The sequence below is a fragment of the Hyalangium versicolor genome (genome assembly GCF_020103695.1).
Lineage (GTDB): Bacteria > Myxococcota > Myxococcia > Myxococcales > Myxococcaceae > Hyalangium > Hyalangium versicolor.
In genome coordinates, this window is the sequence record NZ_JAHXBF010000029.1 from 72,903 (window position 1) to 85,869 (window position 12,967).

The 12,967-nt window shown below is 65.9% G+C and carries 7 protein-coding genes; 2 read left to right on the forward strand and 5 right to left on the reverse strand.

What is annotated here, in order from left to right; all coding sequences use genetic code 11:
- Positions 1-67 precede the first annotated feature (67 nt).
- The 5 genes from KY501_RS42935 to KY501_RS54090 form a co-directional block, all read right to left on the reverse strand.
- Positions 68-4,624 (reverse strand): beta strand repeat-containing protein, encoded by a 4,557-nt coding sequence (locus KY501_RS42935; protein ID WP_224370040.1) that lies wholly within the window; start codon positions 4,622-4,624, stop codon positions 68-70.
- Between the two features lie 171 nt (positions 4,625-4,795).
- Positions 4,796-5,323 carry an ankyrin repeat domain-containing protein gene (locus tag KY501_RS42940; RefSeq protein ID WP_224370042.1) on the reverse strand — a complete coding sequence of 176 codons (528 nt, stop codon included), beginning with the start codon at positions 5,321-5,323 and terminating at the stop codon, positions 4,796-4,798.
- 48 nt (positions 5,324-5,371) lie between these two features.
- Positions 5,372-6,844: a catalase gene (locus KY501_RS42945; protein ID WP_224370044.1), complete on the reverse strand. Its 1,473-nt coding sequence runs from the start codon at positions 6,842-6,844 to the stop codon at positions 5,372-5,374.
- A gap of 146 nt (positions 6,845-6,990) precedes the next feature.
- Positions 6,991-8,565 (reverse strand): CocE/NonD family hydrolase, encoded by a 1,575-nt coding sequence (locus tag KY501_RS42950; RefSeq protein ID WP_224370046.1) that lies wholly within the window; start codon positions 8,563-8,565, stop codon positions 6,991-6,993.
- 176 nt (positions 8,566-8,741) lie between these two features.
- Positions 8,742-10,430: a sensor histidine kinase gene (locus tag KY501_RS54090; RefSeq protein ID WP_224370048.1), complete on the reverse strand. Its 1,689-nt coding sequence runs from the start codon at positions 10,428-10,430 to the stop codon at positions 8,742-8,744.
- A gap of 145 nt (positions 10,431-10,575) precedes the next feature.
- On the opposite strand from KY501_RS54090, the gene KY501_RS42960 reads away from it, so the two are divergent.
- Together KY501_RS42960 and KY501_RS42965 are read left to right on the forward strand one after the other, a co-directional pair.
- Positions 10,576-11,829: a cytochrome-c peroxidase gene (locus KY501_RS42960; RefSeq protein ID WP_224370050.1), complete on the forward strand. Its 1,254-nt coding sequence runs from the start codon at positions 10,576-10,578 to the stop codon at positions 11,827-11,829.
- Position 11,830: 1 nt separating this feature from the next.
- Positions 11,831-12,955 carry a metallophosphoesterase family protein gene (locus tag KY501_RS42965; RefSeq protein WP_224370052.1) on the forward strand — a complete coding sequence of 375 codons (1,125 nt, stop codon included), beginning with the start codon at positions 11,831-11,833 and terminating at the stop codon, positions 12,953-12,955.
- The last annotated feature ends 12 nt before the right edge of the window (positions 12,956-12,967 follow it).

The following is a 12,967-nucleotide window of genomic DNA, read 5'->3' on the forward strand; positions in this document are numbered from 1 at the left end:
GTTCCTTAAGATGCCGAAGGGCAGAACCTGAGAGGGACACCGCACGATGTCCCTCCCAGGAACGAGACTACGGGTTGGCAACGCCCAGAGAGCTGGCGCCCACTGCCCAGTCCGCCGCCATGTTGGTGTCGGTCGCGGACACCCGGCGCACGGTGGGGGTCGTACGAGAGTTGCCAACGCCCTCCCAGACGGCGGAGATTGCCGTCGCCGCGGCGTTGGTCGAGCAAGGCGAACCGTTGCAGTCGGCGGGCAGCCACTGACCCTCGGCCTGCAGAGACTGAAGCTCCGTGAAGAAGGTCGCCGGCAGCGAACCACTCGTGCGGGAGAACGAGACACCGTCCTGGGTGACACCCTGAGCGTTCTTCACCCGGAGGATGCGCGCCGAGTAGGTGATGTTGTTCGCAGTGCCGTGGAAGTCCCACGCGTTGTCGTAATTGTTGGCGTAGGTCCCCGCAGGGTACTGGTTCTTGCTGGTCGTCTCCGAGCCAGGTGCGTCCGTGACGCCGGTGTCGGGGGTGAAGTGCACGACGATGACGTCACCGGTAGCCACCACCACGGAGGGGAGCGTGGCGAACACGGTCTGATCCTGCAGGATGGTGAAGTTGGCGACGGTGCCGCCCTGCACCACGAACAGCTCGACCAGGTCCCGGCTGCTGGAGATGTTGGGAGCCACCTCGGAGATGCGCAGCGTCGCGGGAGACACATAACCGGTGAAGGTGGCGGTGTTCGCCGTTGAGCTCACGGCGGTCCCCAGGGTATCCGTGACGCTCGTGTTCACCGTGACAGTGTAGGACTGGCTGCTGGTCTGGGTGCCCGTGGTCACCACCACCTCGCGATCCTGAACCGAGGCCGCCGAGGCACTCAGCCCTCCCGAGAAGGTGAACTGGCTGCCGTTGGCCTGCACGCTGGCCGGAGCAATGCGCCGGTCGAACTGGACCGCGACGCTCGTGGCGCTTCGAGCGACCGCCGACACCACCTTGGGCGCCGGGCAGGCCAGGACGGTGATGTCCTCGAGCTTCCACCCGGAGGCCTGGGCGACCGCGCTGGTGCGCCAGAGCGGAGCATTGGCCGTGACGCTGCAGTCCTTGGCCACATCGAGCTGATCCTGCAGCAGCGTGGGCAGACGCAACTGGAGGTTGGTGCCCGAGGGCGTGCCGACCGTGGTGAGGCTGGAGGCGACATAGCCGGCCGAGGGAGAGGAGAAGGCGGTGCTCAGGGTGCCGCTGATGGAGATGAGCTCGCTCTCGTAGTTGGCCAAGGAGGCTGGCACATCCACCGTGCTCACATCCGCGCTGAGGGGAGAGACCGACTCGCCACTGCCCGAGCGAGAGTAACCGGAGATCGCCGTCACGTGGACCATGCTGGACACCGTGGTCTTCTGGGTCGCCGTCAGCGACACGCGATCACCCGCAGTGGGAACAGGAGTGAGCGTGGAGGGATCCACCGCGATGAAAACGGCAGGTCCGGGCTGCTCGGCCTGGAGGAAGAAGCCGGCCGCGTCCGAGCCGACCGCCGGCTTGACGTAGGTGACGAGCGCCGCCGCGATGGGCAGGTTCACCGTGCCATTGGTCGCCGAGCGCACCGCACCGATCTGGACGGAGGTGCTCGCGGGAGTGGTTCCGATGAAGTACTGCTGGCTCTTCACGGCCTCGGCATTGCCGACCAGGTCCACGGAGAAGAACTTCAGCAGGGTGTTGGCGGAGATGGTCAGCGGCGCCGTGTACACCGAGGAGCCTGTGCTCGGGGTGCTGCCATCCACCGTGTAGTACGTGGCCGCGCAGCCGGAGCCCGAACCATCGGAGCAGGACAGCGTGACCGTCTGGGCCGTCGAATAGAGACCGCCCACAGGGCTGGCCGAGGTCGTCGGCGCACCGGAGTCGATGACGTACGTCTCGGTGCGCACCGCGCTGGTGTTGCCCGCATTGTCCCTGCCGATGAACTTCAATGACCTGCTCGTCGCGATCGTGATCGGCGTGGAGTACAGAGTCGAGGACGCTGTCGGCGTACTGCCATCCGTGGTGTAGCGGATCCAGAGGCACCCGGTGCCTGAACCGTCATCGCAGGTCAGCGTGACGCTTCGAGAGCTGGGGTAGGCCCCACCCGCCGGGCTGGCCGTCACGGTCGGAGCCACCGTATCAACCACGTACGTCTCGGTACGCACGGCGCTGGTGTTGCCCGCGTTATCGATGCCGATGAACTTCAGCGTCGTGTTCGCCGTGATCGAAATAGGCGCGGAGTACACAGCCGAAGACACCGTCGGGGTGCTGCCGTCCGTGGTGTAGTAAATCGAGGCGCAGCCACTGCCGGAACCGTCGTTGCACGTCAGCGTGACGCTCTGCGCACTGGTGTACGTCCCACCCGCCGGGCTGGCCGTCACAGTGGGCGCCGCCGTGTCGATCACGTATGTCTCCGTCCCCACCGCGCTGGTGTTGCCCGCGTTGTCGCTGGCGACGAATTTCAGCGTCGTGTTCGCCGTGATCGCGATCGGCGCCGAGTACGTCGGAGAGGACGCCGTCGGGGAGCTACCGTCCGTGGTGTAGTGAATCGAGGAGCACCCACTGCCGGACCCATCGGCGCAGGTCAGGGTCACGCTCTGCGCGCTGTTGTACGTCCCACCCGAAGGGCTGGCCGTCACGCTCGGAGCCGCCATGTCGATCACGTACGTCTCGGTGCTCACCGCGCTGGTATTGTTCGCGTTGTCGTTGGCGATGAACTTCAGCGTCGTGTTCGCCGTGATCGCGATCGGTGAGGAGTACGTCAAGGAAGACGCCGTCGGAGTGCTGCCATCCGTGGTGTATCGAATCGAGAAGCACCCGCTGCCCGACCCGTCATCGCACGTGAGCGTCACGCTCTGCGCGCTGTTGTAAGTCCCACCGGCGGGACTGGCCACCACAGTGGGGGGCGTCGCGTCGATGGTGATGACGTACGTCTCCGTGCTGACGGCGCTGATGTTGCCCGCGTTGTCGATACCGATGAACTTCAGTGTCGTGTTCACCGTGATGAAGATCGGCCCCGAGTAGACCAACGAGGAAGCCGTCGGGGTGCTGCCATCCGTGGTGTAGCGAATCGAGGCGCACCCGCTCCCCGAGCCGTCATCACACGACAGGTCGACAGTCTGCACGCTGTTATACGTGCCACCCACGGGGCTCGCCGCAACCGAGGGAGCCGCCGTGTCGAGATTGATCACGTACGTCTCGGTGCGCACCGCACTGGTGTTGCCCGCGTTGTCGATGCCGATGAACTTCAGCGTCGTGTTCGCCGTGATCGCGATCGGCGCTGCATAAGCCGCTGAGGAAGCCGTCGGGGTGCTGCCATCCGTGGTGTAGCGGATGGACGCGCACCCACTGCCCGACCCATCGTCGCACGTGAGAATGACGTTCAGCGTGCTCGTGTAGGTCCCTCCCGTGGGACTGGCCGCCACCATCGGTGCCGCTGTATCGACGTTGATGACGTACGTCTCGGTGCGCACCGCGCTGGTGTTGCCTGCGTTGTCGATACCAATGAACTTCAGCGTCGTGTTCGCCGTGATCGAGATCGGCGCAGCATAGGCCGCGGAAGAAGCTGTCGGGGTGCTGCCATCCGTGGTGTATCGAATCGAGGCGCACCCACTGCCCGACCCGTCGTCACAGGTGAGCGTGACGCTCTGCACGCTCGTGTAAGTCCCTCCCACGGGATTGGCCGCCACCGTCGGTGCCGCTGTATCAACGTTGATGTTGATGACGTACGTCTCGGTGCGCACCGCGCTGGTGTTACCCGCGTTGTCGATACCGATGAACTTCAGCGTCGTGTTCGCTGAGATCGAGATCGGCGCAGCATAGGCCGCGGAGGAAGCCGTCGGGGTGCTGCCATCCGTGGTGTAGCGGATGGACGCGCACCCACTGCCCGACCCGTCGTCACAGGTGAGCGTGACGCTCTGCACGCTCGTGTAAGTCCCTCCCACGGGACTGGCCACCACCGTCGGTGCCGCCGTATCGACGTTATCGACGTTGATGACGTACGTCTCGGTGCTGACCGCACTGGTGTTGCCGGCGTTGTCGATGCCGATGAACTTCAGCGTCGTGTTCGCCGTGATCGCGATCGGGGACGAGTAAGCAGCGGAAGCCGCCGTCGGCGCACTGCCGTCCGTGGTGTAGCGAACCGAGGCGCACCCGCTGCCCGCTCCGTCATCACACGTGAGCGTGACCATCTGAGACGAGGTGTAGGTCCCCCCCACCGGCGAGGCGCTCACGACCGGAGCCGTCGTATCGGTGGGAGTGGTGGTGAAGGTATAGACCTCCGTCTTCACCGACTCCGTGTTCCCAGCCCCATCCACCGAGAAGAACTTGAGTGTGGTGGTGGCCGCGATGGCAATCGGGGCGCTGTATCGCGGGGAACTCTGCGTGGGAGCCGAGCCATCGGTGGTGTAGTGCGTCGCCGAGCACCCGCTCCCTCCCTGATCCGTACACGTCAGCGCCACGGAGATCGCGGAGGTAAATGAGCCTCCGGCCGGCTGCGCCTGGGTCGTTGGTGCCGTGGTATCGCCTTCGGGAGGAGGAGGTTTCGGATCACCTCCACACGCGCTGAACACCTGCACGAAGAGCAACGCCACGACGAACCGGAAAGACCCTGCAGGCCTCAACGCCATTCACGACTCCCAGAGCAAAAAAGGGTCATGAGCGTTGCACTCACAGCGGAGTGTCGACAAGCGACCAATAGTACATTCACCTCCGCCGCGCCGGGTTTCACCGAATTGCCATAAAACAAATTATTCCGTGAATTGATCCACGCGGATGGGTGCCACAACAGGCAGTCCCCCCTATTGGGCGGTGAGCCGCTCCAGCGTGCGCTGGGCTCCCATGGCCCGCGCGTAGTCGATCGCCGTGCGTCCCCCTTCATCCTGGCGCTCCGCCACCGCGCCGCGCGAGAGCAGCAACTCGAGCACCTCCAACCTGTCGAACATGGCCGCGAACATGAGCGCCGTCTTGCCATCCGGCCCCGCGTTGTCGACCTGGGCGCCGTGGTCCAGCAGGAGGCGCGCAATCGCGACATCTCCCTTGAAGGCCGCGCCCGCCAGCGGCATCTGCCCGCGATCATTGGGGCGCTCCGGATCGGCCTTCTTCTCGAGCAGGAGCCGCGTGGCCTCGACACGGCCCAGGTAGCTCGTCAGCATCAGCAGCGTGTCTCCCCGCTCGTTGCAGAGATTGACGGGGACGCCGGCCTCCAGCAGCCAGGCCAGCCGGTCCGTCTCCCCTACCCTCGCGCAATTGAACGCCGCCTGGGCCAGCGCCGTCACTTGGGGGTCCAGCTCCATCTCCTGCGAATCCTGGGTACGTGTCGTCTTCATGAGAAGTCCTCGGTTCGAGAATGGGAAGTTGCCAGCGGGGAGACAGGCTCAGCGGGAGTTCCGCAGCCTGTGGACGGCCGTCGCCACCCGAGCGCCGTACTCCTCGTCGGCGTTGCGGAAGTGGGAGATGCACCGCGCGATGATGTCGTCACGCGTCACCTGCGCCAGACTGCCCGCGATGTTCGTCACCAGCCGCTCGCGAGCCTCCTCACTCATCACCCGGTACAGCATCCCGGCCTGCACGAAGTCATTGTCCTCGGCGTGCCGCACCGGCACATAGGTGCCCGTGACGCCCGAGACGGGGACCCCCACGCCCGGGCCCTCGTTCGACTGCACGGGCCCGTCGTAGCTGTTCGGCTCGTAGTTCCGGCTCCGCCCTCCGTTGCCATCGAAGGCCATGGCGCCATCACGGCCGTAGTTGCGAGCACCTCCCGGAACGCCCTTGGGCGAGTTCACCGGCAACCGCGTCCCGTTGATGCCGAGCCGGTACCGCTGCGCATCCCCGTACGCGAAGAGGCGCGCCTGCAGCATGCGATCCGGCGAGGGCCCGATCCCCGGCACGAAGTTGGAGGGATCCAGCGCTGCCTGCTCCACGTCGGCGAAGTAGTTGTCCGGAGCCCGGTTCAGCACCAGCCGGCCCACCTCGATGAGGGGGTAGTCCTTGTACGGCCACACCTTGGTGAGATCGAACGGGTTGAAGCGGTAGGTGGGCGCATCCGCCTCGGGCATCACCTGCACCTTGAGCGTCCACGAGGGGAACTCGCCCCGCTCGATCGCCGCGTACAGATCGCGCTGGTGGTACTGCGGATCACGCCCGCCGATGGCGGCCGCCTCCTCGGAGGTGAGGGTGCGGATGCCCTGGTCGGTCTTGAAGTGGAACTTCACCCAGAAGCGCTCGCCCACCGCGTTCACCCACTGGAAGGTGTGCGAGCCGAACCCATCCATGTGCCGCAGCGTGGAGGGAATCCCCCGGTCGCCGTAGAGCCAGGTGAACTGGTGCGTGGCCTCGGGCGAGTACGAGAAGAAGTCCCAGGCGTTGTTGGGCTCCTGGCAGTTGGTATACGGGTCGTACTTCTGAGAGTGGATGAAGTCCGGGAACTTGATGCCGTCACGCAGGAAGAAGACCGGCGTGTTGTTGCCCACCACGTCCCAGTTGCCATCCTCGGTGTAGAAGCGGACCGCGAAGCCGCGCGGATCCCTCGCGGTGTCCGGCGCGCCCTTGGAGCCAGCCACGGTGGAGAAGCGCAGGAAGACCTCGGTGCGCTTGTCCTTCTGGCTGAACACCTTCATCCGCGTCCAGCGCGACACGTCCGGGTTCGTTACCTCGAAATAGCCGTAGGCGCCCGAGCCCACCGCGTGCACCACGCGCTCGGGGATGCGCTCGCGGTTGAAGCGGGCCAGCTTCTCCAGCAGGTGGTGATCCTGCAGCAGCACGGGGCCCGAGGGGCCTGCCGTCTGCGAGTGTTGGTTGTCGGCGACGGGGGCTCCGGCTTCGGTGGTCAGCTGCGAACGCGTCGGCAAGCGTCTTCTCCTGGCGAGTGGTTGACGCCAGGAAAAGTAGAGAGCTCGCGCTGATTTGCCCAAGACATCGTTTCGATGTCACTGATAGCGGGCCCCTATCAGCCCCCCACCGCGCCGAGAACAGGCTCGGCGCGGCACGCTTCAGGTCACTTCAGCGGCAGCGACACGTAGGACGGGTTGTTCGTCGGCGAGGAGAACTTCACCGAAGAGAACAACGGCGCCTTGTCGCCATAGAGCGGGTCCACGGTGTCGATGACGAGCGAGAGCCGGTGACCGCTCGGCACGTCGTAGGCCGTCGCCGTGAAATCCGTGTCCACCGTATAGGCCTGGCCCGCCACCGCATTGCGGATCGTATACGCCACGTGCGTCACCAGGCTCCCGATCCCCGTCCAGTCCGTGTCGTAGACATAGGCGACGATCGTGGTCTGCCCGGAGCTGCCCGGAGTCACCGTCAGGTGCAGGTGCGCGGCCCCTCGAACGCGGCGATCGCTCGTCAGCCAGTCCGACTGCCACACGCCCGCGTTCCCACGATCCACCCAGGGGATGAACGCCGAGGGCGGCTCCCCCGTGAGCGCCTCGGCGCCGTTCGACAGCAGCACGATGCCGCCGTTGGCCACCGTGTCCGTGCCCGCCGCGATCGTCGAGGTCCACCCGGCCTGCGAACCCGTCACGAGATCTCCCTCACTGCTCCACCAGTGCACCTCGCCCAGGTTGTAGCGCGCGGTGCTCGTCGAGAGCGCGCTCCAGGACGGGAAGGACTCGTAGGTGCTCTGCCCCCGGATCTGCAGCTGCACCGGATTCTCCGAGCTGATGCCGGTGTTCACGCCGCGCAGGTACTGATCGAACCACCGGTGCACGCTGGTCCACGCGTCATTGGGCAGCCCGAGGATGCCGGTCAGCTCCGGGATGGCGTGATCGCCGGGGCGCAGCTCGAGCCGCTTGGGCCCCGTCAGCTTGCCGAAGAAATCGGCCAACTGGTTCGGCGCGAACAGGCTGTCACCATAGGCGTTGGCGATGAGGATTGCGGGGCGGCTCGCGTTGATGCGATCCACGTACGTCGCCGCGCTGCGGACCTTGGCAAAGGCCTTGATACCGTCCAGGTTCCGGTTGGCGAAGTAGTCCGCGAGCGTCTGCTCCAGCTCGGCCGACGGGTTGCCCGTCAGCTCGCCCGAGAGGGCCAGCAACCCCGCCGCCTGTTGGTGACGGGTCTCGTTCGCCAGCAGCGAGTATTGGAGATCAGTCCAGGCGCTCACGGCGGCCACCACGCGGACGCGTGAGTCGAAGGCCGAGCCCAGCAGGCTGATCCCCGCTCCGTAAGAGACGCCCGCAAGACCGATGCGTGCCGGATCCGACGGCGTGTGAGCAAGCGTCCAGGTGATCACATCCGTCACGTCAGTGATGTCCTTGGGACCGGCCGTGTCGATGGAACCCCCGGACGTGTAGAAACCGCGAGGCGTGTACGAGAGCGCGACGTACCCGGCCTCGGCGAACTGCTGAGCCTGGACCAGGTACTCGATGCTGGGCAGCGACCAGCTGGTGATGAAGATGATCACCGGGTGCGTCCCCGGCGTATCGGGTGTGAAGACGTTGCCCGTCAGGACCACGCCATCCCGTGTGGGGATATCCAAGGTACGGAAGGACGGAGAGGCGGAAGCAGGACCCGCTCCGAGGCTCAACGACACGACCGTGGCGGAGACAGCGACTGCACGCAGCCAGGACATGAACTCCTCCGGCAAGTGTGGGGGATGAGGGAAAACGGGCGCGGACGGTACAAGCCGCAATCCCGGAGCGTCAAGCGTCGCTTGACACTCTACACACACTGTTCAAGACACGACAGGAGCTCGCCCCACGGTCCGATGGACACGCGGCCTGAAACGACACGTGAGAGGGGCTCCGCTCAGGCCTGTCCGGGGGTGATCACGGACTGGTCGGGCTCCGGAGCCCTGCGCAGGCGGATGACGAAGGTCGTTCCACGCCCCACCTCGCTCTTCACCTCGAGGGAGCCGCCGAGGGAGGTGATGATGCTCTGGCACACCGGGAGCCCCAGCCCGGTGCCCTCCCCCACGGGCTTGGTGGTGAAGAAGGGCTCGAAGATGCGACCCAGGTTCTCGGGAGGAATGCCGCACCCCGTGTCGCTCACCTCGACGAGGACGTAGCCGGGCTCCCCTTCCCTGGCCGCCACGCGTACCTGGTTCTGATCGACCTTGCCCTTCTCGATGGCGTGCGCGGCGTTGATGAGCAGGTTGAGCAGCACCTGCCCCAACCGTGGCGCGTTGCCCCATGCGAGCGGAGCGCCCTCACACTCCTCCACCAGGCGCGCCCGCTCCCGCAGCTCCTGCGCGGCGATCTTCGCCGTGCCGCGAACCACCGAGCCCAGATCCACCGGCCCCAGCGCCAGATCGTCCGGCCGGGACAGCATCTTCAGATCCTGAACGATGAGCCGGACCCGCTCGGCGCCCTCGTTCGCCTCGGTGACTGCGTCCACCAGATCCTGGCGATCCTCCGGAGAGGGAGTCCCTGGCTCCTCGACGGCCTTCCGGATGAAGCGGAGGTTGCTGAGGATGTAGGAGAGCGGATTGTTGATCTCATGGCCAATTCCCGCCGCGAGCCGGCCCACGGCCGCGAGCCGCTCCGAGAAGAGCAGCTGATCCTGGGTGGCCTCGAGCTTCTTCATGCTCTCTTCGAGTTCACGGGTGCGCGCGCGCACCGTGTCCTCGAGCATGGCGCTGTACCAGCGCGCTTCCAGCTCGGCCGCCTCGGCCTTCATCAACCGCTGCTTCTCCTGAAAGGTCTCTCGCAGTTCGCCGGCCATGCGCTCCAGCGTCCGCGCCAACAGCCCCAACTCGTCGCCGCCCATGAAAGGCAGCGAGACGTCGAAGTCTCCGTGCCCGATGCGCTCGGCGGTGGCCTGCAGCGTGCGCAGCGAGCGTCTCAGGGGCAGGAGGATCCCCAAGGCAAAGGCGCCCATGAGGATGACGCAGCCCAGCGTCATCAGGCCCGCGACGCGCAGGGCGCGCTTGAAGGACCCGTTCCAGTACAGCCGCAGCCCGTCCAGCTCCTCGCGCTCGGCCTTCCGAATGGAAGACAGGGGCACGCCCACGTGCTGCGCGTAGTCCTGGAAGAGCTCCCACTCCAGCGCGGACGACAGCGCCGAGCCCTCCGGCTCCGCGCGGACCCGGGCCGCCACGCGGTCGCCCCATTGAAGCATTGCGTCATGAAGTCTCGTGAGTTCCTCACGCCTGTCGTCCAGGAGATTGGCCTCTTCCCGGTTCTCCATGTGGCCGAGGATCTCCGCCCACGCCGCGTTCACCAGCGCCTCCTGCGCGTGCCGCAAGGGCTCGGTGTCCTGCCCGGCCTGCTGCGCCCGGTTCACGGCGTTCAGGTAGGGCCAGACGCTGTCCTCCCACCGGTCGAGGCTCTCGAACTGATCATAGGAGGAGATCACCCGCTCGCGGACGCTGCGTCCCGTCCTCACCCCATAGAGGTGCAGGCTGCCCAGCAAGCACGTCACGCCGATGCCTACAGCTGCGAACAACAGGATCTTGGTGCTGACGGACATGGCGCTCGCGATGAACGACTCGTTCACCCTTATCGCAAAACTGTAGCACGAGAAATGTGTCGACCGAGAGGAGTCTCCAGGGCAGGCAGGCGTCGTCCGAGGGGCGGTCCACGCCTTCTGTTAAATCCACGGAATAAATGGTCCCGAGGGAGTTCAGCAGAACGAGGTGACCATGAAAGCGATCTCCTTCGCAGGCGCACTCACGTTGGCGACCGTGGCGTTCGCGGGCGACAACACCGCTCCCCCACTCCCCCTTGGACTTTCCCCCCAACTCTACCGGCTGACGGTTCCCAAGCCCCCTACCCCTGCCCAGGTGACACTGGGCGAGAAGCTGTTCAACGACAAACGGCTCTCGGCGGATGACTCGACGAGCTGTGCCACCTGCCACGATCCAGCCAAGGCCTTCACGGACGGCAAGGCTCAGGCGGTGGGCATCAAGAACCAGGTGGGCCAGCGCAACAGCCCCACCGTCCTCAACGCCCTCTTCCTGGCGACCCAGTTCTGGGATGGCCGGGCCGGGACGCTCGAGGATCAGGCGCAGCTGCCCATCCTGAATCCCATCGAGATGGGCATGGCCTCGCCGGACGCCGTCGTCACCAAGGTGCGCGGCATCCCCGAGTACGCCAGCGCTTTCAAGCAGCTCAATGGCCGCGACGCCACCTATGAGGACATCGCCAGCGCCATCGCCGCCTTCGAGCGGACGAAGCTGTCGGGCAACTCCCGCTTCGATCGGTATCTCGCGGGGGACTCGAAGGCGCTGACCGCTTCGGAGAAGAACGGCTGGGCGCTCTTCAACGGCAAGGGGCGCTGCAACTCCTGCCACGCGGGCAACGCGGTCTCCCCGCTCTTCTCGGACCAGAAGTTCCACAACATCGGCGTGGCGGCGCACAAGCAGGACTTCGTGCAGCTGGCCACCGAGGCGCTGCGCGTCGTCCGGGCCGGTGACGAGAAGCAGATCGACGAGCTGGCGCTGCAGTCCAAGTTCTCCGAGCTGGGCCGCTTCCTGGTGACGCGGAAGGAGAACGACATCGGCTCGTTCAAGACGCCCACGCTGCGCAACATCGGCGTGACGGGGCCGTACATGCATGACGGCTCGTTCGCCACCCTGTGGGACGTGATGGACCACTACAACAAGGGCGGCATCGCCAACCCGTACCTGGACGGCGGCATCCAGCGTCTGGGCCTCACCGAGCCGGAGATCGACGATCTGGTGGCGTTCATGTTCGCCCTCACTTCGGACGACTTCCAGGCGCTGGAGAAGAAGGAGCTGGCCAGCCAGAAAGCGAAGAAGACCAAGCGACCGGAGCGGGACACGGCCGCGGCCACGGGCAAGAAGGGTCACCTGGGCGACCTCGCCCCCAACCCCGACATCAAGAATCCGGCCGAGCTGGGGCTGTACGGGTCGGTCAAGACCGCGGAGAAGTGACATGCGCAAAGGCGTGAAGAGCATCGAGACGAAGCATTACGAAGAGCGCGACTCCTTCTTCGACGGACTGCGGAAGATGGACCGCCGCGGCTTCATGCGGCTGGCGGGGCTGTCGGCCGGCATCGCCGCCGGGAAGGGGCTGTTGACGCCGCAGAGCTTCCAGCTCATCAGCGTGGCGGAGGCGGCCACCCCGAGCGCGAAGCCCAAGTTCTCCTTCGCGTACATCTCGGACTCGCACCTGTACCGCGAGGATCTCAACGACCGGTTCGTGCGCTCACTCACCCGCGCGGTGGACGACGTGAACCGCCTGGATCCCCAACCGGACTTCGTCCTCTACGGCGGAGATCTGGCGCAGCTCGGGCAGAAGGAGGAGCTCGACCTGGGCCGGCAGATCCTCAAGAGCCTGAAGGCGCCGGTGAAGATGATGGTCGGCGAGCACGACTGGTTCCTGGACATGGGCGAGCACTGGCGCACGCTGTTCGGCGAGCCGCAGTACTCGTTCGATCACAAGGGCGTGCACTTCGTCACGCTGATGAGCGTGAACGAGAAGGACTTCTGGACCGCCCGTGGGATGACGCCCATGGAGCGCATGCAGACGGTGGCCGGCCTGGACAACGGCCTGCAGTCGCGCTTCGAGGTGGGCACCGCCGGCCGCGAGTGGCTCAAGGCGGACCTGGCCAAGGTGGACAAGAACACGCCGCTGGTCGTGTTCAGCCACTCGCCGCTCTACAAGTACTACAAGCAGTGGAACTTCTGGACGGATGACGCGGACGAAGTCCAGGCGATCCTCAAGCCGTTCAAGAACGTGACGGTGATCCACGGCCACACGCACCAGATGCTCTCGAACCAGATCGCGAACATCTCGTTCCACGGCTTGCTGTCCACGGCGTGGCCGTGGCCGTACGCGCCCGAGGGCCTGCCCTCGCTGACCGTCCCGATGAACCGGCCGGATCCCTTCAGCGCCTTCGACGGCTGCGGCGACGGGCGCATCGACGTGCTCGAGGCCGGGCTGGCCGACAAGCTCTACAACCTGTGGGACCGCGATCCGGTCACCGTGAAGGCCAGCTACCTGACCAGCAACGGCAAGCAGGATCGTCCCCCCGCCTCCCGGCTTCCCCCCTACTAGGACCTGGCCACC